General features: G+C 57.1%; 19 protein-coding genes. 13 read left to right on the top strand and 6 right to left on the bottom strand.

Annotated features, from left to right (window positions below; all coding sequences use genetic code 11):
* Window positions 1-103 precede the first annotated feature (103 nt).
* The 8 genes from ACQRBT_RS20305 to ACQRBT_RS20270 all read left to right on the top strand — a co-directional run bounded on the left by ACQRBT_RS20305 (window position 104) and on the right by ACQRBT_RS20270 (window position 8,629).
* Window positions 104-4,900 carry an RHS repeat-associated core domain-containing protein gene (locus ACQRBT_RS20305; RefSeq protein WP_412047357.1) on the top strand — a complete coding sequence of 1,599 codons (4,797 nt, stop codon included), beginning with the start codon at window positions 104-106 and terminating at the stop codon, window positions 4,898-4,900.
* Window position 4,901: 1 nt separating this feature from the next.
* Window positions 4,902-5,273: a hypothetical protein gene (locus ACQRBT_RS20300; protein WP_104994079.1), complete on the top strand. Its 372-nt coding sequence runs from the start codon at window positions 4,902-4,904 to the stop codon at window positions 5,271-5,273.
* Window positions 5,274-5,380: 107 nt separating this feature from the next.
* Window positions 5,381-5,794: a hypothetical protein gene (locus tag ACQRBT_RS20295; protein WP_104994080.1), complete on the top strand. Its 414-nt coding sequence runs from the start codon at window positions 5,381-5,383 to the stop codon at window positions 5,792-5,794.
* An 87-nt stretch (window positions 5,795-5,881) separates the two neighbouring features.
* Complete coding sequence (locus ACQRBT_RS20290) at window positions 5,882-6,097, top strand: hypothetical protein (RefSeq protein ID WP_342345928.1); 216 nt, start codon at window positions 5,882-5,884, stop codon at window positions 6,095-6,097.
* A 304-nt stretch (window positions 6,098-6,401) separates the two neighbouring features.
* A complete protein-coding gene (locus ACQRBT_RS20285) occupies window positions 6,402-6,782 on the top strand; it encodes a hypothetical protein (protein ID WP_412047295.1) in 381 nt (126 codons plus the stop codon).
* Window positions 6,783-6,880: 98 nt separating this feature from the next.
* A complete protein-coding gene (locus ACQRBT_RS20280) occupies window positions 6,881-7,312 on the top strand; it encodes a hypothetical protein (protein WP_412047294.1) in 432 nt (143 codons plus the stop codon).
* A gap of 35 nt (window positions 7,313-7,347) precedes the next feature.
* The gene (locus ACQRBT_RS20275; protein ID WP_412047293.1) at window positions 7,348-7,728 is read left to right on the top strand and encodes a hypothetical protein; all 381 of its coding nucleotides are present in this window, start codon (window positions 7,348-7,350) and stop codon (window positions 7,726-7,728) included.
* Window positions 7,729-8,209: 481 nt separating this feature from the next.
* A complete protein-coding gene (locus tag ACQRBT_RS20270) occupies window positions 8,210-8,629 on the top strand; it encodes a hypothetical protein (RefSeq protein WP_412047292.1) in 420 nt (139 codons plus the stop codon).
* A gap of 209 nt (window positions 8,630-8,838) precedes the next feature.
* Here ACQRBT_RS20270 and ACQRBT_RS20265 read toward each other — a convergent pair whose 3' ends face one another.
* The 3 genes from ACQRBT_RS20265 to ACQRBT_RS20255 form a co-directional block, all read right to left on the bottom strand.
* Window positions 8,839-10,068 carry a M20/M25/M40 family metallo-hydrolase gene (locus ACQRBT_RS20265; RefSeq protein WP_412047291.1) on the bottom strand — a complete coding sequence of 410 codons (1,230 nt, stop codon included), beginning with the start codon at window positions 10,066-10,068 and terminating at the stop codon, window positions 8,839-8,841.
* 48 nt (window positions 10,069-10,116) lie between these two features.
* The gene (locus ACQRBT_RS20260) at window positions 10,117-11,175 is read right to left on the bottom strand and encodes a diguanylate cyclase (protein WP_205345056.1); all 1,059 of its coding nucleotides are present in this window, start codon (window positions 11,173-11,175) and stop codon (window positions 10,117-10,119) included.
* Window positions 11,176-11,256: 81 nt separating this feature from the next.
* On the bottom strand, window positions 11,257-11,889 hold the full coding sequence (locus tag ACQRBT_RS20255; protein ID WP_090370374.1) for a LysE family translocator: 633 nt from the start codon (window positions 11,887-11,889) through the stop codon (window positions 11,257-11,259).
* A gap of 191 nt (window positions 11,890-12,080) precedes the next feature.
* On the opposite strand from ACQRBT_RS20255, the gene ACQRBT_RS20250 reads away from it, so the two are divergent.
* The 3 genes from ACQRBT_RS20250 to ACQRBT_RS20240 all read left to right on the top strand — a co-directional run bounded on the left by ACQRBT_RS20250 (window position 12,081) and on the right by ACQRBT_RS20240 (window position 15,703).
* A complete protein-coding gene (locus tag ACQRBT_RS20250) occupies window positions 12,081-13,490 on the top strand; it encodes a PLP-dependent aminotransferase family protein (RefSeq protein WP_412047290.1) in 1,410 nt (469 codons plus the stop codon).
* Between the two features lie 171 nt (window positions 13,491-13,661).
* Window positions 13,662-14,402, top strand: a complete 741-nt coding sequence (locus ACQRBT_RS20245) for a response regulator (RefSeq protein WP_060755575.1) — start codon at window positions 13,662-13,664, stop codon at window positions 14,400-14,402.
* Window positions 14,399-15,703, top strand: coding sequence for an ATP-binding protein (locus ACQRBT_RS20240; RefSeq protein ID WP_412047289.1), 1,305 nt, complete (start codon window positions 14,399-14,401; stop codon window positions 15,701-15,703). Before ACQRBT_RS20245 ends, ACQRBT_RS20240 begins: the two co-directional genes overlap by 4 nt.
* Here the strand turns inward: ACQRBT_RS20240 and ACQRBT_RS20235 are convergent, their stop codons facing one another.
* A complete protein-coding gene (locus tag ACQRBT_RS20235; RefSeq protein WP_412047288.1) occupies window positions 15,704-16,174 on the bottom strand; it encodes an Lrp/AsnC family transcriptional regulator in 471 nt (156 codons plus the stop codon).
* A gap of 123 nt (window positions 16,175-16,297) precedes the next feature.
* On the opposite strand from ACQRBT_RS20235, the gene ACQRBT_RS20230 reads away from it, so the two are divergent.
* Together ACQRBT_RS20230 and ACQRBT_RS20225 are read left to right on the top strand one after the other, a co-directional pair.
* A complete protein-coding gene (locus ACQRBT_RS20230; protein WP_090370368.1) occupies window positions 16,298-17,542 on the top strand; it encodes a methionine gamma-lyase in 1,245 nt (414 codons plus the stop codon).
* Between the two features lie 162 nt (window positions 17,543-17,704).
* Complete coding sequence (locus tag ACQRBT_RS20225) at window positions 17,705-18,379, top strand: helix-turn-helix transcriptional regulator (RefSeq protein ID WP_244383253.1); 675 nt, start codon at window positions 17,705-17,707, stop codon at window positions 18,377-18,379.
* Window positions 18,380-18,561: 182 nt separating this feature from the next.
* On the opposite strand, the gene ACQRBT_RS20220 is transcribed toward ACQRBT_RS20225, so the two are convergent.
* Window positions 18,562-20,520, bottom strand: a complete 1,959-nt coding sequence (locus ACQRBT_RS20220) for a MacB family efflux pump subunit (protein WP_412047287.1) — start codon at window positions 20,518-20,520, stop codon at window positions 18,562-18,564.
* Between the two features lie 3 nt (window positions 20,521-20,523).
* Window positions 20,524-21,675: a macrolide transporter subunit MacA gene (gene macA / locus ACQRBT_RS20215; RefSeq protein ID WP_412047286.1), complete on the bottom strand. Its 1,152-nt coding sequence runs from the start codon at window positions 21,673-21,675 to the stop codon at window positions 20,524-20,526.
* Window positions 21,676-21,700: the final 25 nt, after the last annotated feature.

The raw sequence follows: 21,700 nt of genomic DNA, 5'->3' as shown, positions 1-21,700 counted from the left end.
GCGAGGGATTGCCGATGTTTCTTTACGTTAGAACCCTGTCTTTCGGGGTTGCCTCTTGATCGCCGTGACCAGCCAGACCATCGGTCTGCTGGTATTGGCCGCCATGGATTCAAAGACCCGCGACGTCGAGTCGGTCATCAGCGACTTCAAGCGCTGCCTCAACCATTACGACGATTGGGCAGAGAGCTTTTTCAGCTTTTCGGCGCTCGATATCGAGCAGGTCTTCAAGGTCGGCAATGAAGTGGCGCTCGTGGCGCCGATCAACCGCTCGATCCTGCCCAGCAGCACCGTCGCCACCTGCCAAGCCAATGGCACCCTGACCCTGGTGCATATGTTCCAGAGTTCGCGTTTCGTGCCGATAGGCAATACCCCGGTGATCGTGCAGCGCGTCGATCCTGACGGCGGGCCATTGGGCGAGCCGATTCATCACACCATCGGGCCCAGTGGCATTCTGGAAATCACCGAGTGTGATCGCAACCAGCAATACCGGGTCAACTTCTACCCCGATGTCTCCAAGGCGCACTTCAAGGCGCTGTACGCCTCGTATCAGTCGCTCATCGCACCGTTGGAAGACTGGCTGCGCGCAGAGTGGCACACCACTTTCAAGCCACTGTGGAAGGGTTACTCCGAAGCAAACTTCCTCAAGCGCTACCTGACATTGCACCACGCCTATGCCCGAGGCTTTGGTAACGCGCTCTACTCGCTCTGGGACGACCTCAAGCAGCTGTTTCAATGGTTGAGCGACCCCTTGGCCCATGCGGAAAAACTGCTGCACTACCTGTCCCAGTCTGAGTTCGAACAACTGCTGAAAGTCAGCACCGAAGCCCTCGCCAAAGGCCTGCTGGTGCTCAGCGATGAGCCACTGTTGTTTATCTACCTGGCGGCCATGGTCAGTTGGATACGCATGCTGCCAGCGCCGTACATGAACGAATTGCTGGGGCAAATCAGCGCCGAGGTCCTGATCAATTTGTTGCTGTGCCGCGCCATAGGCGGGATGGGCCTGGCGATAGGCATGAGCACGAAGGTGCTGGGCGCGATCAAGTCCCGTCGTGCGCGGCGCTGGCTGGAACAGATGGCTGGGCAATTCGGCAAATCTGATGTGGATGATCACGTCGAGATGGCTAAGCCAGTTTGGCTCGGTAGCGCGCCGACGCCGATCAACACGGTGCCGATCGGGCCGTTGAAAGCTGGCGATCAGTTGGTTTCCAACCCCGTGTCGGCAGTGCGGGACAAGGCGGCGCAGCGCACCGTACTGGTCAGGCAGGAGACTGTCGACGATGTGCCGTCCTCTGGGAAAAACCTCAATGGGGAGGCTTCGGCATCGGCGGACAAGACCGCCTCCCATGGCTGCCCGGTGTCGATGGTCACCGGCGAGGAGTTGCTGACGCTGACCGATGGCACGCTGGATGGCGTGTTGCCGTTTGAGTGGACGCGGCTGTATCGCACCAGTGCCGTGGAGGTGGATTGTGGGTTGGGGTTTGGCTGGAGCCATGCGCTGGCGCACAGGCTTGTCGTTGATGGCGATTCGGTGGTGTGGACGGATCATGAGAATCGGTCGACCACGCTGCCCTTGCCGTCTATTTCCCGGCCCGCAATAACCAACAGTTTGGCCGAAGTAGCGATCTACCTGGGCATTCTGCCCGATGAGTTAGTGCTGGCCCAGGAATCACGCTTCTACCACTTTTGCGACGGTGTGCTGACCGCCATCAGCGATGCGTACGACAACCGGCTGCGTATTCTGCGGGATCGCTCGGGGCGCATTGAACGGCTGGATAACGGCGTCGGCCGCTCGCTGTTTTTGCGCTATGAGCTTGAGCGCATTGTGGCGGTGGACTATCAGGTTCAGCGCGCCAAAGGCCATGAAGCCTTCACTTGGGTGACCGAATACAACGTAGTGTCCTACGCCTATGACCACGCTGGCCGACTGGTGTGTGCGACCAATGCCGTGGGTGAGCGCGAGGTTTATCGCTACGACGCTCAGCACGTCATCCTTGAGCGGCAGTTGGCCGGTGGCGCGAGTTTCTACTGGGAATGGGAACGTTCCGGCAAGGCGGCGCGCTGTGTCCGGCATTGGGCCAGCTTCTCGCAGATGGACGCGCGTTATGCCTGGGGTGACGACGGCCAGGTCACGGTGTTTAACGCCGACGGCAGCCAGGAAGTCTACGTGCATGACCAGCGCGCACGGCTGGTACAGCGTATCGATCCGGACGGCGCCAAGCATTTCAAGTCCTACGACGACAAGGGCCGGCTGACGGTCGAGCAAGACCCATTGGGCGCGGTGACGGCCTATCAGTACGACGATGCCGGACGCTTGGTGGCTGTGTTTCCGGGGGATGACGAACCGACCTCCTACGAGCATGACAATGGCTTCGTACGCGTGGTGCGGCGCGGCCAGGCGGTCTGGAAATATGAGCGCAATGACCAGGGCGATGTGACGCGTCGGACGGATCCCGCCGGGCACATCACCGACTACAGCTACAACCCATCCGGGCAACTGACGGGCGTCTGGTATCCCGATCACAGCTGTCATCGGCTGGTCTGGAATGAACGCGGGCAGTTGCTGGAGGAGCAACTGCCCCATGGCGCCATCAAGCGTTATCGCTATGACGACGTTGGGCGGCAAGTGGCGCGTGAGGATGAGCACGGTGCGCTGACCCAATACCAGTGGGACAGCGTAGGCCGCCTGGTTCGCGTGGTCTTGCCGGGCGGTGCGTGTCGGGAATACAGCTACAACCCCTACGGAAAAATCACCGCCGAACGCGACGAACTCGGCCACGTCACCCGTTACGAATACGCCGACGGCCTGCACCTGATCAGCCGCCGCCTCAATGCCGACGGCACCCAGGTCAAGTACCGCTACGACAACGTACGGTTGTTGCTGACCGCGATTGAAAACGAAGCCGGCGAAACCTATCAGCTTGATTACCACCCCAATGGCCTGATCCAGCAAGAGATTGGCTTTGATGGCCAGCGCACGGCGTATGCCTACGACCTCAACGGCAACCTGCTGGAAAAGACCGAACACGGTGACGATGGTAGTCAGCTTGTTACGCGGTATGAGCGCGACCACGCCGGGCGCCTCGTACGAAAAACCCTTGCCGATGGCAAGGTGGTTGAATACGCCTACGACCGCCAGGGCAACCTGCTCAGTGTCGACGACGGCCACTGGGCGCTGGCCTACGAATACGACGTCCAGAATCGCCTGACCGCCGAGCACCAAGGCTGGGGCACCCTGCGCTACGGCTATGACGCCTGTGGTCAGTTAAAGCACCTGCGCCTGCCAGACAACAACCGTCTGGTGTTCAACCATGACAAAGGCGGTCACCTTTCCACGGTTGAACTCAACGGTGCGCTGCTCACCTCACACCTGTTTAAAAACGGTCGCGAACACCAACGCCAACAAGGCCAGTTGCTCAGCCACTACCACTACGACGACCAGCACCGCCTGCACGCCCACGCCATCACCCAGCAGGAACACATTCTTTACCAACGCCAATACGACTACGACAAAAGCGGCAACCTCACCCGCCTGCTCGACACCCGCAAGGGCCAGCACGACTACCACTACGATCCCCTCGCCCGCCTGACCCGCGCCAACCACTCGCAAGACGTACAGGAACGCTTCGGCCACGACCCGGCGGGCAACCTGCTGATGCAGAACCGCCCTGGGCCGGACATCGTCGCGGGCAATCGCCTGATGATCCAGGGCGATCATCACTATGACTACGACGCCTTCGGCAACCTCATCCGCGAACGACGCGGCAAAGGCCAGCAACTCGTCACCGAATACCGCTACGACTGCCAGCACCGCCTGATCGGCCTCACCACGCCCAACGGGCAAACCGCCCACTATCGCTACGACCCATTTGGGCGGCGCATCAGCAAAACCGTGGATGACACGACCACGGAGTTTTTCTGGCAAGGCGACAAGCTGATTGCCGAGCATCATGCGGAGCGCCATCGCAGTTACCTCTATGAACCGGACAGCTTCCGCCCGCTCGCGATGCTGGAAGGCTTTGGGCCAAAAGAAACAAAACCCTACTACTACCAACTCGACCACCTCGGCACGCCACAGGAACTAACCGATAGCGACGGCGAAATCGTCTGGTCCGCGCACTACCGCGCCTATGGCGAAATAGCCCGCCTTGATGTCGGCAAAATCGACAATCCGTTGCGTTTTCAAGGCCAGTACTGCGACGCGGAAAGTGGACTGCACTACAACCGCCATCGCTACTACAATCCGGATATTGGTCGCTACCTGACGCCGGATCCGGTGAAGCTGGCGGGTGGGATTAACGCGTACCAGTACGTGCCGAATCCTACGGGGTGGGTGGATCCGCTGGGGTTGAGTACGTGTCCTGGTGGGGATGGGTGCGGACCAAGCGCTGAAGCTGAAAACTCTGCTGAAGCTGTTAATCATGGCGAACCCGCGCCACCGCAACTGAATCGCGCACAGAGACAGGCAAGGATTGATGAACTTGCAGAAGCAAATGCTCACCGGCGCTTATCAGAGCTTGAAGCGTCAATCTCAGGGGCACATTTTTTGGAAAGGCATGGTGCTCAGACTTCATTAGAGTCTCAACTTGAACGAGTGATGACAGCGAGAAATCCAACCACCGGTGCGATTGAGACATTTGATAGAGGTCGAAGAGCAGGACAACCCAGACCTCCAAGTGCAGCTACACACTTCGTGAGCCACAGAGATCAGTTAAATTCCATAGATCGAGCAATACTAGTCTTTAAACTCACGGGGCGCGCTAATACCTCCGCATCAATGGATATGGGAAAGATCATTGGTGAAGGATACAAACGAGACGGCCTTATATATGGCACGCAGAGAAAAGCCGTTGTATATCTAGACAACGACGGCAAACCAATCACTGCCTTTACGGAATTTTGACATGAAAAACAAACCAAAACTCTCAATACTTCGAGGCCTGCTATTTACTTACTGCGTCGAGAACTCTAAAAATCTTGAGCGAGAAGAAACAATAGCTTCTAAAGACGTCAACAGTTCGAAAGAGCTAGCAGAACTCTTCGATATATTGACGAAACCTGAGTTCCTATCATACAGAGAAGATGAACAGCAGTGGTTCATAGAAACCCTTCAACACTTCTTAGAAGCAGGAGAAAGCTTTGAATCCGTTTTTTATTTATTCGACACCTATTTCGAAGATGAAATATTAGATAAAAGAGCTTTTATGGAGACACTACTTGAAAGACTAAAAATTTATAACAGCGAAGCAAGCGGTGGATTTAAAAATCCAACCTAAAGACAAGCCAACCACTTCAAAAACACATAACAGCAAAAACGGAAGAATCTACTCAATTTAATAAAAATATTCAGGGCACCCCATTCAAAATCAAAATAGAAAACAAAATGAAAACACAAAAAATAAGCGCCATAATAAAAAATCAAAAAACAGAGGTAACCGTAAAGTACAGCGTTACAAAGCTGACAATGACTTTCTCAGAAGCCGACAACTTCAAAAAAATTTACAAAGGAAGAGACATATATGTCTGCCTTGCAAAAATCAGGGCAGACTTCCCTAACATAACATTCCTATGCAAAGGCGCAAAAATAAACGTTAAACCCTCAAGAATGGCATCTCAAATGAGCTCCGGCCTTGTCGCCTACGAAATGACTTTAGGCGAACAAGCGACAAACGAAAACATAGTCCATTTATTCGACTATGAAGATGAAAACTTAACAAACAACCCACAAGACCAGATCGATTTCTTTAAAAAATGGCTAGCCTCACTAGGCGCGCAGAACTACGAAAAATTCAACTGAGATCACCCTACAAGCTGCGACACAAAGTTATCATCATAAAACTGAAAAATGGTATGACTTTTAGGCAAAACTGCATTGCAATATCAAATGAACCCTTTCACCTTTTTAAAATTAAAAATGAAAAACAAACCCAGCATATCAATAATTCGTGAACTACTGTTCACTTACGATATTGAAAATACCGAAGATTTAGAGCGAGAGCAAATTATCGTCTCAAAAGACATAAATAACGAGAGAGAGCTTATAGAGCTTTTTGACGAATTGACCAAACCAGAATTTCTAAATTTTACAAAAAGTGAGTAGGAGTGGTTTATTGCCTCCATCACACATTTTTTGGCTACGAATGATAACTTTGATAAAGTCTCTAAAAGAATGGCGACCTACTTCAACGCACCTGTAATTAACCAAAGAGAATTCATGAAAATTCTCTTAGCTTGCTTAAATAAATATTACAACACATCAAATTCCGAAAATTAAAAAACACCAAACTTTCTCTATCATCAACGATTCCCAACCCAATCACCGCTTCGAAAACTCCAGAACCATGCGACTCAACAACCCGAATCGTAAGGGACGAATTTACTTAAGTTACGGGAAAGGAATCCCCATGAAAGCACGCGAGATTACTACCGTCAAAAACGGCATAACTGAAATCGTGACAGTAGAATATGAAGAAGGCAAGCCTACTCTTCATTTGTTATTAGCTGATGGATCCCAAAAATCCTATACAGCTCTCGATCTTTTTGAAAGCTTCGGATTATTGAGAGCAGACATGAAACATATAAAATTTTTATGCAAGGGCTCAAAAATCAACGTCCACACCTCCGGTATGTCTTCACACATGTCGAATGGCTTGGTTGCTTATGAGTTAACGATGGGGCAGCCAGATGGTGAACTTGTACATATTTTCTCCTATGAAGAAAACGATCTAACCAACGACATAGAAGAGCAACATGACTTCTGCCGACGCTGGGCAGATTCGACTTAGGAGACACCAGCCCTGCCGCTCCCACAATAGCATTTTTACTCAATCTAATCTGCGAAAGCCTTTCACAAATAGCATTTCTTAGACGCCCTGAAATAAAAATGAAAACAAAGAAAATCAAAGCCATAAAAAACAACACAGAGACCTATGTTACTTTTAAATATGACTCCAACCACATAAAACTAAAATTTTCCGAAGCAGATAACTTTGCCAAAGTTTACACTGCGGAGGATATGTACAAATGCCTCGCCAAAGTCAGGTCTGACTTCCCACACATTCAATTTCTTTGCAAAGGCGCAAAAATAAATGTTAGGCCATCAACCATGGCCTCACAAATGAGTGGTGGAATGGTCGCGTATGAGTTGACACTAGGAAAGCGCGCAGCGCGAGAAGATCTAGTCCACATATTTGACTATGAAGAGCACGACCTCACAAATGATCCACAGGATCAGGACAATTTTTATAAAAAATGGATCACATCAATAGGGGCTGACCGTGTCGACCCTCAACAACCAAGCAAGAATAATGATTGAACACCTAAAGCTCACTTACAAACCCAAGAAACAAGATGAAAAAATTAGAAATATCTATAATCAAAAATCACCTTCGAGAAAAAGCGACTATAGAATATGAAAGAAAAACATCAAGCCTTTCAATAATATTTTCGAACGGAGTAAAAAAGACTTTTATCGAGGTAGACATCTACACATGTTTCGCTTCATTAAGAAAAGAGTTCAGTGAGATCAAATTCCTCTGCAAGGGTTCTAAAATAAATGTTTACCCCTCAGCAATGGCATCACAAATGTCAGGTGGAGTCGTTGCCTACGAGGTGAAAATCGGGGTTCCAAGCGCAGTCCCCGTAAGAATATTCGACTACGAAGAACATGACCTCACAAATGACATAAATGAACAAGTAGCTTACCGAACAAAGTGGGCGAAATCCATTTAAGCCCACCCAACATAACTCGCCTGCCAGATCAACACCTACAAGGAACCCTAAAATCAAACTTAACCCCAAGCTCTCAATAATCCAAAGCTTACTATTCACTTACAGCATAGAAAACTATGACGACCCAAAAAGAGAGTCTTTCATCGCCTCAAAAAACATAAATGACGCGACAGAACTTTGCGAACTATTTGACAAACTAACCAAACCGGAATTTACTTCATATAAACGCGAAGAGCGCCAATGGCACATCGACACACTTCGGCATTTTCTAGAGACCGAGGAAAATTTCAACTCCGTTTTTTATCTATTCGACACCTACTTCAACGATGAAATCATGGACAACAGGGCGTTCATGAAAACTTTATTGAAATGCCTCGAGCGATATGAATCCGAATTAGCCCAGCAAGCTGACTATACAGCTCAAGTTTAACCTCAACGATACCAAACCAGAATCGATCTGTTCCCCATCTAGGACCGACGAATGCTACTTCACCCTTCCTCCGAACACATACCTTTCGACTCAAGCCTTTACTATTTCGTAGGAGTTTTTGATATTTACGATAGAGAGGAAACTAAAGGCTACGCCCTCGCCCACTTCAACCCCAACAAAAACAAAGATCGAGAAGCGCTCATACCTAAATACTGTCTAGATCCTTACAACAAGCTTTCCTATCGCCATAGATACAAACTAATGAAAGAATTACTCCAAGCTCTAAACACTGAAAACTTTAACTTCCACTCTTATTTTGAGGACGATCCAGATGCGTATTCAAAAATGGCTTGGGACGAAACAGAAATAGCTGATCCTCGGGGCTTCTTCGCCGACATATATCGACTAGCCAGCGAGGCTTGGAAAGATGACCTCCAAAAAGCCAGCCTCGAAGACCCATCAACTTGGTAACACCGCACCGCTCTGCAACGCGACACCGCCTCCTGTGGCGAGCGAGCTTACTCGCGCTGGGCCGCGAAGCGGCCCCAAGGTCCGGCGACGGGTGTTTTCAATTGAATAGGTATTGTCTGTTTTGGGGCTGCTGTGCAGCCCAGCGCGAGCAAGCTCGCTCGCCACAAAAAAAGGGGGGCGATCATCATCTCGATAATGCCCCACCCCAATCACCGCTTCGACAGCTCCATAATCATCCGGCTCAACAAATAAACCCGAGGCACTACGCTCTCCACCTCCGCGTACTCTTCCGGCGTGTGAATATTGCCGCCCACTATCCCGAACCCATCCAGCGTCGGCGTGCCCACACCCGCTGACAAGCTCGCATCCGCCGCGCCGCCGCTGCCTTCAATGGTCAAGGTCTTGCCTAACTCGCCGTAGATGCCTTGGGCAATCGCCACCAGTTTGTCCGACTCCGGCGTTTGCGGCATGGGTGGCAAACCACGGTGCAGGCTGGTGGTCACTTCGGTGTCGGGGATCAGTTTGTTGGCCGACACTCGCGCCAGGTCTTTCTCGATGCGATCAAACTCTTCCGGTAACGCCGCGCGGACGTCGGCCTTGGCGGTGGCTTGGTCGGGGATCACGTTGACGCGGTCACCGGCCTTGAGCACGGTGAAGTTGATGGTGGTTTTCTTCTCTTCATCGCCCAACTTGCCCAGTTGCAGGATCTGGTGCGCGGCTTCCATGGCCGCATTGCGGCCCAGTTCCGGAGCGACACCGGCGTGGGCGGCTTTGCCTTTGACTTCGACGACGGCGGTCGCGCTGCCTTTGCGCCATACCACCAGGCCGTCCGCAGGGCGGCCGGGTTCGAGGTTCAAGGTCACGTCGTGCGCCTTGGCGGTTTTGCGGATCAGCTCGGAGGCTGCTTCAGAACCGGTTTCTTCGCTGGCGTCAAGCAGGAAGGTGATTTGCGCGTAGTCCTTGAAGCCCTGGTTTTTCAGGACCTTGAGCGCATAGATACCGGCGACGATGCCGCCCTTGTCATCCATCACGCCGGGACCATAGGCGCGGCCGTCCTTGATGTGAAACGGGCGCTCGGCGGCCGAGCCTTCCTTGAAGACGGTATCCATATGGGCCATCAGCAAAATCCTGGCCTTGCCGGTGCCCTTGAGGGTGGCGACCACATGGCTGTTGTTGGCGGCTTTGTCCGGTACCAACTCAATGCTGAAACCGAGCTGTTTCAGTTCATCCACCGCAATGTCGCGCACTTGGGTCAGGCCCGGCTCGTAGCCTGAGCCCGAGTCGATATTCACCAGGCGCTCCAGCAACTTCAAGGCTGGGGCCTTGGACTGTTCGGCATCCGCCTGGATCTGTTTGTGGGGTTCGGCACTGTAGGCCGGCACGACGACGGACAAGGCCAGGGTCGCGGCCAAAAGGGTACGGGGGAAAGTAAAAAGCATTGAACCGATCCTTGTTTTTGTTGAGAGGGGCCGCGTTACCCTACCCCACTAAACTGATCGCAACAAACTCCCCTGGGCCGAACTGACGCGGTTACGCCCACTGCTTTTGGCTTCGTATAACGCAAGGTCAGCGTCGTTGAGCCAACTCAGCGAATCGGCGTGGCTCGGTTGATACGGCGCCAGGCCGATGCTCAAACTGGCGCGCAAGGTGGGATCCTGGGCGTACACCAAGGCGTTGAAGCGATCGCGCAGGGCCTCCATCATTTCGGTGGCATGGTCGAGCGGCATGCCCGGCAGGATCACGCAGAACTCATCGCCACCATAACGCCCGGCCAGGTCGGTGATGCGCAAGCTTTGGCGCAACACTTTGCTCAGTTGGCGCAGCACGATGTCACCGGTCACATGGCCGTAGGTGTCGTTGATGGTCTTGAAGTGATCGATATCGATCAGGGCGATCGCCGCGCCGGCCGGACCACGGCGGCACCGTTGAAATTCGATTTCGAGGTGGTCTTTCCAGGCGCCGTGGTTGAGCAGGCCGGACAGGCTGTCGGTGCGGCTCAGGGCAAGCAGTTCACGTTTGTGCCGCGCCAGGGTCACGGCCTGGCGATAGCAGATCCAGCCCAGGACCAGGGGATACACCGTCAGGATCGGCAGGCAGGCGTAGAGTTGCGCCTGGCTGGTCACGGCAATGAACGCCGGCGTGAACAACAGCAGGGACACGCCAATGCCGAGCGCTTGCGCCACCCAGCCCATGAACATGAAACGCGATCCGCCGATGGCGACGTTGTTCATGGTCATCATCGACAGCGTGGTGACGCTGGGCAATGGGTTGAAGTGCATCGCACCGACCCAGAAGCCCCCGCAAAAAGAATCGAACAGCAGATTGCGTCGCTCACTGCGCAACGAATTGCTCGCACGTCGCGAGCACTGATAGGCCAGGTGCGGCCACACAAAGGCATTGATCAGCATCCAGGCCCAGACCCAGGCGGACGGGTGCAGCGGGTACATGGCAAACACCACGCACACAAAGCCGAGCGTCAGCCCCAATGCGCGGGATTTGTATAGGCGCGAAGCGAGCGGAAGTCCCTTTCCTCCGGCGGCTGGCATGGTGTGGGTGTAATCCAGGCTAAGTGCCTGGAGTCTATCAGGGCAGAGTCAAATCGCCACTACCGCTTATGGGCTAATACTTCAGTGCGAAAACCCGCGTGCCAACATCCCCGCAACCCCCACCAGCATCAGCGCCGTGCAACGCTGTAGCAGCACTCGATGCCTGGGGTTTTCCAGCACGCCCTTGATGCGTTGGCCGAAGTAGCCATACAGGCAGCCACTGGCAAATTGCAGCAGCAGGAAGGTCAGGCCCAGGATCGCGATATCCGCCATGGAACTGTGTTCCCCTGCCCCGGCAAACTGCGGGAACACCGCGCTGAACAGAATGAGCGTCTTGGGGTTGGAAAACCCGGTCAACAACCCCTTCCCGAACAGGCTGCGCGAACTTTCCGGGGCGCCGCCCTGAGCGATGATTCCGCCGGTGCTGGTCCATTGTTTGTAGGCCAGGTAAAGCAGGTAGGCCACGCCGACCACCTGGAGGGTCTGCGTGATGACAACGTTGCCCTTGATCAATTGTGAAAAGCCCACGGCAAAGATCAGGATCGAAATCAGGTACGCCACACTGGCGCCGACCTGCGCGGGAATCGAACGACGCAGGCCGTCCCTCAGGCCCAGGCTCAACAGCAGCAAGGTCATGGGGCCGGGGCTGAAGGTCATGGTGGCGCAAAACACCAGGAAATAGAGAAACGAAGACAGGGTTAACGCACTGGTCATGGTCAGGGGGCCTTGGAGGGGGTAGCAAAGAGATTTGGGCGTCGTCGCCAGCCGGGCCGGCGTTACACCCACGACCAACAGCGGCGCCTGGCGCGCAGTCTAGGCCAGCGTCATTGCACAAGGCAGGTAAAGTGGTGTCTAATCCGGCCTGACTTCACCGGTAAAATCACCGGTAAACACCAGGAAGGTTTATGTTCATATCCGCCATCGCCTTTGTGGAAGGCACGCCGAAGGTTCAGCAGATCGTCGAGGCGTTCAGCCAGGCCATCGAAGGTGGCGAGTGGGCGCCCGGCAGCAAGTTGCCGTCGGTACGCGAATTGACCCAGGTGCTGGGCGTCAGCAAGTTCACCCTGAATGAGGCGTTGGACCGCCTGCGCGGGCGCAACCTGCTGACGTCCAGCCAGGGCCGTGGCTATTTCGTCGCGATGGAAACCGCCCGGCCGGCGTCGGTGGCCTGGGTTGATCTGTTGCCCCAGGACTTGCTCAGCGTATTGCGACGCCCCTTGGCCAACGCCGACAGCGAACTGCGCCCGGGCAGTGGGCACTTGCCGGAAGACTGGTTGAACACCGAAGCCATCCGCCAGGCCCTGCGCAGCGTGGTGCGCGCGCCCTCACTGCGGATCGCCGGGCTGGGGACGCCGGCGGGCTTGTTGCCGTTGCGCCAGGCCCTGCAACAAAAGCTGCACAGCGACGGCCTGGTGGTGCCGGTGGAGCAGATCATCACCACCCCCAACACCGTGCAGGGCCTGGACATGCTCATGCGCCTGCTGGCCCGCCCCGGCGACACCGTGCTACTGGACGCGCCGTGCTACTTCAACTTCCACGCCAACCTGGCTCTGCACGGGGTCAAGGTGGTGACGATCGAGCGTCGCCCCGACGGTCTGGACTTCACCGCACTCGAGCAATTGCTCGCCGAACACCGGCCCAGCCTGTACCTCACCACCAGCGTGCTGCAAAACCCCACCGGTCACTCCTTCAGCCCCAGCCAGGCGTTTCGCCTGCTGCAACTGACCCGGCAGTACCACTGCCACATCATCGAGGATGACCTCTACGGCGACCTGCATCCCAACCCTCCCCCGCGCCTGGCGGCCCTGGCCGGGTTGGACCAGGTCACTTACCTGTCAGGCTTCTCGAAAATCCTCAGTGCCAACACCCGCGTCAGCTACGTGGTGGCCGCCCCGCAACTGGCGGCCAACCTGACGCATATGAAATTGATGAGCGGCGGCGTCACCTCCGAACTGTTCGAGCACGTGGTGTACCGCATGCTCAGCGAAGGCAGCTATGCCCGGCACCGCAAACGCACGGTGCAGCGCCTGCAGGAAGCCGGCGGACGAGTCGAGCAATGGCTCAAGCGCTGTGGCTGCGAACCGGCGATGGCTTATGAGGGTGGGATGTTCATCTGGGCGCGCCTGCCTGCGGGAGTGAATGCCGAGCAACTGGCGCAGGCGGCGTTGAAACACAGCATGGTGCTGGCACCGGGCGCACTGTTCGGTTATGACCCGGCCAATGGCGATTCGATGCGTTTCAATGTGGCCCATACCGATGAGCCACGGGTTCAACGGTTATTCGAAAGCTTGTTGCTCAAGGCCGTGCGCGCGTGAACAGGCGGTAGAAGCGCAACGACGTGCCCATGACGTCAAACATCATGCGGCTGTTTTTTGCGTCGCCGTGTATCTACTTATCGCCAGATACAGTGCAATACAAAGGGCACAAGGCAACGGTGCCCATAATGGCTAGACTGCGCGGCACTGACATTTTTTGAGGAACGCAGCATGGAGCATGTCGATCACATCCTGATCGTCGATGACGACCGCGAAATCCGCGAGCTAGTGGGCAATTACCTGAAGAAAAACGGCATGCGCACCACCGTGGTCGCCGATGGCCGCCAGATGCGCAGCTTCCTCGACACCACCCCCGTGGACCTGATCGTGCTGGATATCATGATGCCCGGCGACGACGGGCTGCTGCTGTGCCGCGAGCTGCGGGTGGGCAAGCACAAGGCGACGCCGGTGCTGATGCTCACGGCGCGCAACGACGAAACCGACCGCATCATCGGCCTGGAAATGGGCGCCGATGATTACCTGGTCAAACCCTTCGCCGCCCGTGAGTTGCTGGCGCGGATCAACGCCGTGTTGCGCCGTACGCGGATGTTGCCGCCCAATCTGGTGGTCAGCGAAACCGGACGCTTGATTCGTTTTGGCCGCTGGCGCCTGGACACCACCGCCCGCCACCTGCTGGATGAAGACGACACGTTGGTAGCCCTGAGCGGCGCGGAATACCGGTTGCTGCGGGTGTTCCTCGACCACCCCCAGCGCGTGCTCAACCGCGACCAGTTGCTGAACCTGACCCAGGGCCGTGACGCGGACCTGTTCGACCGCTCCATCGACCTGCTGGTCAGCCGCCTGCGCCAACGCCTGCTGGATGATGCCCGCGAACCGGCCTACATAAAGACCGTGCGCAGCGAGGGCTATGTGTTTTCCCTGCCGGTGGAAATTCTCGGGGCCGCGCCATGAAGTGGCGGTTGGGTTGGCCACGCACGCTGGCGTCGCAGTTGTCCCTGATCTTCTTGATCAGCCTGCTGTGTGCCCATGGCTTGTCGTTCAGTGCGCAGTTCTACGAGCGCTACATCAGCGCCCGCACCGTTATGCTCGGCAACCTGGAAAACGATGTGTCGACCTCGGTGGCTATCCTCGACCGCTTGCCCGCCAACGAACGCGCAAGCTGGCTGCCACGCCTCGACCGGCAGAATTACCGCTACCTGCTCGATGCCGGCGAAACCGGCGAACCGCTGAGCAACGATGACGTGCCCATGGCGGCAACCTCGATCGCCAGCGCCCTGGGTGAGCACTATGCCCTGACCTTTCGTGACCTGCCCGGCCTGCGCAAGCATTTCCAGGCGCACCTGACCTTGGCCGACGGCAGCCCGATCACCATTGATGTGCGCCCCGCCGCCCAGCCGGTCGCTTATTGGTTGCCGGTTGTGCTGGTGCTGCAACTGGCGCTGCTGCTCGGCTGCACCTGGATCGCCGTGCGCCTGGCCATCCGCCCGCTGACGCGCCTGGCCCGCGCCGTGGAAACCCTCGACCCGAACGCCCATCCCACGCCCCTGGACGAAAAAGGCCCCACCGAAGTGGCCCACGCGGCGGTGGCGTTCAATCAAATGCAACAGCGCATCGCCGAATACCTCAAGGAACGCATGCAGATCCTCGCGGCGATTTCCCATGACCTGCAAACACCGATTACCCGCATGAAGCTGCGCGCCGAGTTCATGGAGGACTCAGTCGACCGCGACAAACTGTGGAACGACCTGGGGGAAATGGAACATCTGGTGCGTGAAGGCGTGGCCTACGCCCGCAGCGTCCACGGCGCCACCGAAGCCAGCCACCGCATCGACCTGGATGCGTTCCTGGACAGCCTGGTGTTTGACTACCAGGACATGCATAAAAACGTCAGCCTCAGCGGTAAAAGCGCGGTGCTGCTGGACACCCGCCCCCACGCCCTGCGCCGGGTGCTGGTGAACCTGGTGGACAATGCGCTGAAATTCGCCGGCAGCGCCGAGCTGCAGGTGAGTTCGACGGCCAACGGCGAATGCTCGCTCAAGGTGCTGGACCACGGCCCCGGTATCGCCGAGGAAGAACTGGTGCAAGTAATGCAGCCGTTTTATCGGGTGGAAAGCTCACGCAACCGTGGCACCGGTGGCACCGGGTTGGGGCTGGCGATTGCGCAGCAATTGGCCGTGGCGATTGGCGGGTCACTGACCTTGAGCAATCGCGAGGGCGGCGGTTTGTGTGCCGAGGTGCGTATAACGCTCTGATCAACCCGGCAACGGGATCACCCGCAACGGCCTGACCGACTTGTAGGAAAAACTCGAATAGATCTCTTTGACACAGGGCAGGGTCTGCAAGACCTCCCTGGCGAACTCGCCAAACGACTCCAGGTCCTTGGCCACCACTTCCAGCAGAAAGTCATAGCGCCCCGACACGTTATGGCACGCCACGATTTCCGGAATTTCCAACAGCCGTTTCTCGAACGCCCGGGCAATGTCCTGGGTGTGGCTCTCCATCATGATGCTGACAAACGCCGTCACCCCATACCCCAGCGCCTTGGGCGACAAGATCGCCTGATAGCCGCTGATCACACCGCTGTCTTCCAGGTTTCTGACCCGTCGCCAACAAGGCGAGGTCGTCAGGGCCACCCGGTCGGCCAGTTCGGCGACGGTCAGGCGGGCATTGCCTTGCAACGCGTTTAAAAGGGCTTTGTCGGTACGGTCCAGACTAATGGGCATAACGTGCCTCTGATCATTATTTTTATAGGTTTTTCATCCCTTGACGCGGGAATTGTCGGCAAATTTGGCAACGTTCATCTGCGGTTATGAGCATAGCATTGTAGGAAATAAGGAGCGCTTGAGATGAACAATAAACACCCTGCCTTCGGATTTTCCACCCGCGCCATCCACCACGGCTATGACCCCAAGGACCACCACGGGGCTTTGGTGCCGCCGATCTACCTGTCTGCCACGTTCGCCTTCCCCACGGCCGAATATGGCGCCGCCTGCTTCGCCGGTGAAGCGAACGGCCATTTCTATACACGTATTTCCAACCCTACACTGGCTCTGCTCGAGTCGCGCATGGCCACCCTGGAGAATGGCGAGGCCGCCGTTGCGTTCAGCTCCGGCATGGGCGCCATTGCCGCAACGTTCTGGACCCTGCTGCGTCCGGGCGACGAAGTCATCGTCAGCCGGACGCTCTACGGCTGCACCTTCGCCCTGCTGCACCACGGCATCGGCGAGTTCGGCATCAAAGTGCGCCATGTCGACCTCACCGACCTGGCCGCCCTTCGCGCGGCACTGTCCCCTGCCACCCGCATGATCTATTGCGAGACCCCGGCCAACCCGACCCTGCAATTGGTCGACATCGCCGCCGTGGCGCAACTCGCCCATGAGCAGCCGAATGTCACGCTGGTGGTCGACAACACCTACTGCACGCCCTACCTGCAACGGCCCCTGGAATTGGGCGCCGACGTGGTCGTGCATTCGGCCACCAAATACCTCAGTGGGCACGGCGACATTACCGCCGGCGTGGCGGTGAGCAGCCACGCCTTGGCGCAACGCATTCGCCTGCAAGGGCTCAAGGACCTGACCGGCGCAGTGATGTCTCCACAGGATGCCTCGCTGTTGATGCGTGGTCTCAAGACCCTGGCCCTGCGCATGGAACGTCATTGCAGCAGCGCCCAGACGGTGGCCGAAGCCTTGCAGGCGCACCCTGCCGTGCAGTGGGTGACTTACCCTGGGCTACGCTCTTTCCCACAGTACGAATTGGCGACGCGCCAGATGAAAATGGCCGGCGGCATGATCGCGTTTGAACTCAAGGGCGGGATTGAGACCGGTCGGCGCTTCATGAACGCGCTCAAGCTGTTTACCCGCGCGGTCAGCCTGGGCGATGCGGAATCACTGGCCCAGCATCCCGCGAGCATGACCCATTCCACCTATACCCCGGAAGAACGTGCACACCACGGTATCAGTGAAGGTCTGGTGCGTTTGTCGGTGGGGCTCGAGGACGTCGCCGACCTGTTGGCCGATGTGCAACAAGCCTTGGCCAAATGCATGCGCGAGACGACCCGCCGGCCCTCGACCGTCGAACATGCCCTGAAATAAGTCCCAAGCTCGGCGTTATCCTTTCCCACAAACGGTGGTCGGACTGGTCCGACCGCCGTTATGCGTTTTAATCTGATTTTTTACCGATTGGATCCCCATCCCTGCGTCAGGCTGTACTAGCATAAGGCCAAATATCTGCACCTGAAATTCATGGATGAATGGATGAACTCACACCTGTTCCCACAGATAGGCAAGGTCATCGCCAGCACTGGCAGTCGCCATTTCCCACGCTTGCTGCATGACCTTATCCGTACCCAACTGGCAGTGGACGCCAGCCATATCAAGCAGTTGCAGGTCAGTTGCACCGGGCACGCCCACCGTGAGATCAACCCGGTCTACACCGATTCGGTGGTGACCCTGGACCCCGAGCAACCTGCCGCCCAGTTGCACCTGACGCATTGCAAGGACAATGTGCGTTACGTGCTGTCGGTGTATCGCGGCCAGCAATCCGAAAACTTTTCGCCGCAAGAACGCAGCCTGCTGCGGGATTTTTCCACCCTGCTGCTGCCGATGGTGGAAAAACACATCACGGCGATACATCCCTGCCGCCAGGACGGCGAGCCGCCGCTAACGGATAACCAGGGCCTCGAAGCCTTGCGTCAACGCATCCAGGAGCGCCTGGTGCAAGCGGGGCTGAAGCTGTCCAAGCGTGAGCTGGAAGTCTGTGTCGGCCTGCTGGCCGGGCGCACCGCGCGCGAACTGGCGGAACAATTGGCGCTGAAGGTCAACACCATCGAGAGCTACCTGAAGCGGGCGGCGATCAAGCTGGGGATCAGTGGACGGCACTCATTGTTGCGATGGATGTACGCCACCGACGATGTACCGCTCCCAGAATAAACAGGGCGGGCAAACCCTGATGCCTGTCGGTTAATCGATAGAACGGACGACGACTAACTTGTGGCGAGGGAGCTTGCTCCCGCTGGACTGCGTAGCAGGCCCAGTCTTTTCAAACCAAAAGCCGGGGCCGCTTCGCGGCCCAGCGGGAGCAAGCTCCCTCGCCACATGAGTGAGAGGCACAATCAGTCGCGGGCCAGTGCTTCGATCGGGTCCAGTCGCGCCGCATTTCGCGCCGGTACGAAGCCGAACACAATGCCGATCAGCGTCGAACAGGCAAACGCGGTGATGATCGAGCCCAGGGAGAACACCATCTCCCACTCCTTCACGAACAGCGAAAACAGATAGCCGATCGCGTAGGACAGCGAAATCCCGATCACCCCACCGATCAGGCACACCATCACCGCCTCCACCAGAAACTGCTGGCGGATATCCGACTGCCGTGCGCCCACGGCCATGCGGATACCGATCTCGCGGGTACGCTCGGTGACGGACACCAGCATGATGTTCATCACGCCGATCCCCCCCACCAATAACGAAATGACGGCGATCAGCGACAACAGCAACGCCAGGGAACGGCTGGTTTTTTGCACCGTCTGCATGATGCTGTCGAGGTTGTTGGTGAAGAAGTCCTTGGTGCCGTGACGTTGCAGCATGAGTTTATTGACGTTGTCTTCGACCACCTTGCTCGGCTGGCCATCCTTGATGCGCACAGTGATGCTGTCCAGGTGGCGCTGGCCCAACACGCGGCCCGCCGCCGTTTCATAAGGCACCCACACATTCAGCGCTTTGCTGGCGGCGAACATGTTTTTATTGTCGGCGGTAACCCCGATCACCGTACACGGCAGCTTGCCCACCAGGATCACCTGGCCCAGCGGGTCAATATTCGGCCCGAACAAACGCTGACGCGTGTTGTGGTCGATGACCACCACTTGCGCCTGGCGTCGCGCATCATTTTCGCTGAAGGCAATCCCGGCTTCGAGCTTCAAGCCCTTGACCTTGAAATAGCGCTCACTCACGCCATTGACCTGCGCATCCACGTCGATGTTGCCAAAGCGCAGCAACAGGTTGCGGCCCACCACCGGCGTGGCACTGTCGACGTAATACAGCTGGTTCAACGCCTCCACATCCGACGGCATCAAGGTCTCGATGGCCGATGCGCGGCTGTCACCAAAACTGGTACCGGAGAAGATATCGATGGTGTTGCTGCCGATCGCCTGGATGTCCTTGAGGACATAGCGTTTGGCACCCTCGCCGATCGCCGAGATCGACACCACCGACGTAATGCCGATGACGATCCCGAGCATGGTCAACAAAGTCCGCATGCGATGGGAAATCAGCGCAACCCAGGCCATGTTGAACGCTTCCTTGAACAGCCCCAGGCTTGCCACCAAGCGTCGTGCGCCGCTGCGTCTGGGTTCGATGGGCGCTTCGCTGGGCAAGTCCAGGCCGACACGTTCGTTGGCCTGGTCTCTGACGATTTCGCCGTCGCACACCTCGACGATACGCTGGGCATTCGCCGCCACCTTGGGGTCATGGGTGACGATGATCACCGTATGCCCGGCGGCGTGCAGCTCAGTGAGGATACGCATCACCTCTTTACCGCTATGGGAATCGAGTGCCCCGGTGGGCTCGTCGGCGAGAATCACTTCGCCGCCGTTCATCAAGGCCCGCGCAATACTCACCCGTTGCTGTTGCCCGCCGGACAACTGGTTCGGTCGATGGCTGATGTGCCCCGACAGCCCCAGGCGCGCCAGCAACTCCCGAGCGCGGCTGTGCCGTGCGGTTTGCGGCGTACCGGCGTAGATCGCCGGCATTTCCACGTTGTGCAAGGCACTCAAATGCGCCAGCAAGTGGTAGCGCTGGAAGATGAAACCAAAATAATCCCGACGCAGCTCCGCCAGTTGCTCATCCCCCAGGGAGCGGGTTTCGATGCCGTTGATCTTGTAGCTGCCGGCCGTGGCGTAATCAAGCCCACCGAGGATGTTCATCAGCGTGGATTTGCCCGACCCCGAGGCGCCGATGATCGCGACCATTTCCCCGGCCTGGATCGTCAGATCGATGCCCTTGAGCGCAACGAACTCACGCTCGCCGGCCATGAAACTGCGAGTGATGCCCTTGAGCTCCAACAGCGGCTGAGCCATGCGTCAGCTCCCTGCCACGGCAGGGGTTGCATCGCCGATCACGACTTTATCGCCCTCAGCCAGGCCCTCGAGGATCTGCGCCTTGACGTTGTTGTTGATACCGGTCTTCACCTCACGGGGCACCGCCTGGCCCTTGGCATCCAGTACCCGCAGCGTGTAGCGGCCATCGGGGCTGCGCGCACCGAGTGCTGCCACCGGCACCAGCAACGCGGCCTGGGCGGTGTCGAGCACGATGCGCACCTGCGCGGTCATGGAGATGCGCAGGCGATGGTCGGGGTTGGGCACCTCGAACAACGCGTTGTAGAACACCGCGGTGTTCTGCTTCGACGTGCCCGCGGCCTGGGTTTCCAGGAAGTTCTGCGGCGCCGGCTCCGTGCCGCGCAGCTTCGCGTAGTAGCGTTTTTCAGGCTCACCCAGGATGGTGAAATACACCGGCTGGCCGCTGCCGATATGAATCACATCGGCTTCCGACACCTGAGCCTTGACGGTCATGGTGTCCAGGTCCGCCAGCTTGAGCAGCACCGGCGCCAGTTGGTTGGCGATCACGGTCTGGCCTTCCTGGGTGACGATCCCCACCACGTCGCCGTCGATGGGCGCGACAATGCGCGTATAGGCCAGGTTGACCTTGGCGGTGTCGATCTGGATCTGCGCGCTGTTGATCTGCGCATCCAGGGACACCAGGTTGGCCTGCTGCACCTGGAAGTTCGACTCGGCGTTCTCGAAATCCTGGCGCGACACCGACGCGTCGCTCTGCAAGTCCTTGTAGCGTTCATACACCGACTTGGCTTGCTTGAGCTGGGCCGCCGTGGCCCGGCGTTGGGCCTGCAGGTTTTCTTCATCCACCTGGGCTTTGCGCAGCGTGTTTTGCAGGATCAACGGGTCGATTTCGGCAAGCCACTGGCCCTTCTTGACCTTGTCGCCGACCTTGACCTTGAGCGACTTCAACTGCCCGGAAACCTGGGCGCCGACATCGACCTGCTTGACCCCTTCCAACAGGCCGGTGGCCAACACGGCATTTTCAATATCACCGCGTTCGGCGGGCGCGGTGAGGTATTGCGGGGCGTCGGCGGGCGCTTGCACCGTGTAGATGACCAATGCCGCCGCGACAACCAGCGCCAGGCCGAAGCCGACTTTGCGAAACTTTGACTTTTGCATAAATGACCCTAAAGCAGTGATGAGG

Source organism: Pseudomonas sp. R19M (assembly GCF_050312585.1).
Lineage (GTDB): Bacteria > Pseudomonadota > Gammaproteobacteria > Pseudomonadales > Pseudomonadaceae > Aquipseudomonas > Aquipseudomonas palleroniana.
Note: the sequence above shows the minus strand (reverse complement) of the source record. Positions and strands in the feature narration are given on the sequence as shown.

Coding starts and splice junctions, on each gene's coding strand:
- ACQRBT_RS20305 (WP_412047357.1), top strand. CDS start 104: ATGGATTCAAAGACCCGCGACGTCGAGTCGGTCATCAGCGACTTCAAG.
- ACQRBT_RS20300 (WP_104994079.1), top strand. CDS start 4,902: ATGAAAAACAAACCAAAACTCTCAATACTTCGAGGCCTGCTATTTACT.
- ACQRBT_RS20295 (WP_104994080.1), top strand. CDS start 5,381: ATGAAAACACAAAAAATAAGCGCCATAATAAAAAATCAAAAAACAGAG.
- ACQRBT_RS20290 (WP_342345928.1), top strand. CDS start 5,882: ATGAACCCTTTCACCTTTTTAAAATTAAAAATGAAAAACAAACCCAGC.
- ACQRBT_RS20285 (WP_412047295.1), top strand. CDS start 6,402: ATGAAAGCACGCGAGATTACTACCGTCAAAAACGGCATAACTGAAATC.
- ACQRBT_RS20280 (WP_412047294.1), top strand. CDS start 6,881: ATGAAAACAAAGAAAATCAAAGCCATAAAAAACAACACAGAGACCTAT.
- ACQRBT_RS20275 (WP_412047293.1), top strand. CDS start 7,348: ATGAAAAAATTAGAAATATCTATAATCAAAAATCACCTTCGAGAAAAA.
- ACQRBT_RS20270 (WP_412047292.1), top strand. CDS start 8,210: ATGCTACTTCACCCTTCCTCCGAACACATACCTTTCGACTCAAGCCTT.
- ACQRBT_RS20265 (WP_412047291.1), bottom strand. CDS start 10,068: ATGCTTTTTACTTTCCCCCGTACCCTTTTGGCCGCGACCCTGGCCTTG.
- ACQRBT_RS20260 (WP_205345056.1), bottom strand. CDS start 11,175: ATGCCAGCCGCCGGAGGAAAGGGACTTCCGCTCGCTTCGCGCCTATAC.
- ACQRBT_RS20255 (WP_090370374.1), bottom strand. CDS start 11,889: ATGACCAGTGCGTTAACCCTGTCTTCGTTTCTCTATTTCCTGGTGTTT.
- ACQRBT_RS20250 (WP_412047290.1), top strand. CDS start 12,081: ATGTTCATATCCGCCATCGCCTTTGTGGAAGGCACGCCGAAGGTTCAG.
- ACQRBT_RS20245 (WP_060755575.1), top strand. CDS start 13,662: ATGGAGCATGTCGATCACATCCTGATCGTCGATGACGACCGCGAAATC.
- ACQRBT_RS20240 (WP_412047289.1), top strand. CDS start 14,399: ATGAAGTGGCGGTTGGGTTGGCCACGCACGCTGGCGTCGCAGTTGTCC.
- ACQRBT_RS20235 (WP_412047288.1), bottom strand. CDS start 16,174: ATGCCCATTAGTCTGGACCGTACCGACAAAGCCCTTTTAAACGCGTTG.
- ACQRBT_RS20230 (WP_090370368.1), top strand. CDS start 16,298: ATGAACAATAAACACCCTGCCTTCGGATTTTCCACCCGCGCCATCCAC.
- ACQRBT_RS20225 (WP_244383253.1), top strand. CDS start 17,705: ATGAACTCACACCTGTTCCCACAGATAGGCAAGGTCATCGCCAGCACT.
- ACQRBT_RS20220 (WP_412047287.1), bottom strand. CDS start 20,520: ATGGCTCAGCCGCTGTTGGAGCTCAAGGGCATCACTCGCAGTTTCATG.
- macA (WP_412047286.1), bottom strand. CDS start 21,675: ATGCAAAAGTCAAAGTTTCGCAAAGTCGGCTTCGGCCTGGCGCTGGTT.